Origin of the sequence: Streptosporangium sp. NPDC006013, from assembly GCF_040614275.1 — a bacterium.
In the GTDB taxonomy this organism is placed as follows: Bacteria; Actinomycetota; Actinomycetes; order Streptosporangiales; family Streptosporangiaceae; genus Streptosporangium.
On record NZ_JBEXUE010000855.1, the window covers coordinates 1 to 2153 of the forward strand.

The window sequence follows — 2153 nt, forward strand, 5'->3', positions numbered from 1 at the left end:
GACCCGGGAGGCGAAGCCCGTGGCCAGGCCGAGCCTGGCCACGGCCGCGCAGACGTTGAGCTCCGCGCCGGCCACGTGCGCCTCGAACCGGTCGTCGGCGCCCAGGTCGCCCGCCTGCATCAGCACCATGGCCTCACCGACGCCCACGACGTCGATCAAAGGAACCTCGCGCGCAGGTCGGGGCGGAGGTAGGCCGCGGGCGAGGCGATGGACAGACCGCCGTCGACGGGGAGCACGGCCCCGGTCACGAAGGCGGCCCCGGCCAGGAACACCACCGCCTCGGCGACGTCGGCGGGAGTTCCGGTGCGCCCCAGCGGGTAGCCCTCGGCCGCGTTCTCCAGATGCTCGCCACCGATCATGCCCGGGGCGACGGTGTTGGCGCGGATGCCCGCCGGACCGTACTCCAGAGCGATCTGACGCATCAGCGCGTCCAGGCCGCCCTTGGCGGCGGCGTAGGCGGGCACACCGGGGGCGGCGAGGAAGGAGTTGACGGAGCCGATCGCCACGACGGCGCCGCCGGGAGCCATCAGCGGGAGGCTCTCCCTGCACAAATGGAAGGCCGCGTCCAGGGTCGCGCCGATCGCGGTGCGCCACTGCTCGTCGGTGGTGGCCGTCACCGGGGCGACCGGCATCGCAGCCGTCGCCGCCACCAGCACGTCCAGCCCGCCCAGCAACCCGGCCGCCTCGGCGACGGCCGCCCTGGCCTCCTCGGGACGGGCGCAGTCGCGAACCAGGAACGCCCGGTAGACGGGGTCGTCGCAGGGTCGCAGGCCGATCCCGGCGACGCGGTCGCCGCGCCCGGCGAACGCCGCCGCCACGGCCAGCCCGATCGGCGAGTTCCCCCCGGCCAGCAGCACGGCCCGCCCGGCCCTCCTGCCCTCCCCCTCCCCTGCCCGCTCGCCTTCTCGCCGTCCGGCAGTACCTCCGCCGCCGGGAGCGTCACGCCCGCCGCTCACCACAGACCCCGTACGGCGTCGTCGAGGAAGACTCGGCTGCCCTGGTCAAGGGGACGGGCCGGGGAGCGGACCGCGGCCGAGGCGATGAGGCCCCGGCGTACGAGGACCTCCTTGTGCACCGCCCAGGCGAGGCCCGGCTGCATGCCGAAGCGGATCAGCGGGAGCAGGCGGGCGAAGGCGGCGAGGGCGTCGGTGCGGCGCCCGGCGCTCCAACAGGCGAGCACTGGGGCGAGCAGGTCGGTGAACTCGCAGGCAGGCATGGTGCCGACGGCTCCGCGGTCGTACTCCTCCAGGCAGAAGAGCGCGTTCTGACCGCCGAACACGGCGAAGTCCTCGGCCACGCCGTCGACCACGGCCCCGACCTTGGGCGCGGTGGGCGGCGCCTCCACCTTCACCGAGGTGACACCGTCGAGCTTGCTCAGCTCGACGATGAGGGACTCGGGCATGGCGACCCCGGTCGCTCCGGGCGCGTCCTGCACCATGACGTCGACCCCGGCCCGCTCCGCGACCTCGCCGTAGAAGTCGACGAGCTGGGCGCCGGAGGGCTTGACCAGGTACGGGGGCAGGAGCATGAGGGCGTCGGCACCGCCCTCGACGGTGGCGAGGGACTGCTCGACGGCGGTGGCCGTGCTGGTCGAGGCGATCCCCGCGACCACGGGCACGGCACCGTCCACCACCTCGCGGACCTCCGCGAGAATCCGCGCCCGGTCCCGGGTGGTCAGCGCGAACCCCTCGCTCGCCATGCCGAACACCGCGACGCCATCCGCGCCGGAGGCCAGCTGCCATTCGGTCAGCCGCCGCAGGCTCGGCAGGTCGAGCTCACCCCGGTCGGTGAACGGCGTGGCGAGGATGGGGACCAATCCGGAGAGAACCAATTCATGCCTCCTGGCAGAAAAACGGGTGTGGGACGTGAGCCTCGGCGGCGGGCCCGTCGACGCACAGGGGTGGAGCGGGAGCCGTGGCTGATCGCCTCCGGCATTCGCCGGTTCCCGGAAGCCCGCGTCGCGATGGGGCGCGAGGAAACCGGGCCGCCATCCGTCGTGACCGGCCGCCGCACTAGCCGGTCAGCGCGAGCACGGCGTCGAGGTCGACCTCGACGCCGAGCCCGGGACCCGCGGGAACGGGGAGATCGGTATAGCGTCGGGTAGGGTAAGAGGGTTGTTTTGTTCGAGGATATCTAGGTGGTGGGCGTATGAT

General features: G+C 73.6%; 2 protein-coding genes. Both read right to left on the bottom strand.

Going from position 1 to position 2153, the window contains the following annotated elements; all coding sequences use genetic code 11:
* Nucleotides 1-155 precede the first annotated feature (155 nt).
* Nucleotides 156-956, bottom strand: a complete 801-nt coding sequence (locus ABZ260_RS50345; protein WP_355632883.1) for an SDR family oxidoreductase — start codon at nt 954-956, stop codon at nt 156-158.
* The gene (locus tag ABZ260_RS50350; protein ID WP_355632886.1) at nt 953-1831 is read right to left on the bottom strand and encodes a dihydrodipicolinate synthase family protein; all 879 of its coding nucleotides are present in this window, start codon (nt 1829-1831) and stop codon (nt 953-955) included. The genes ABZ260_RS50345 and ABZ260_RS50350 overlap by 4 nt, the downstream gene beginning before the upstream one ends.
* Between the last annotated feature and the right edge of the window lie 322 nt (nt 1832-2153).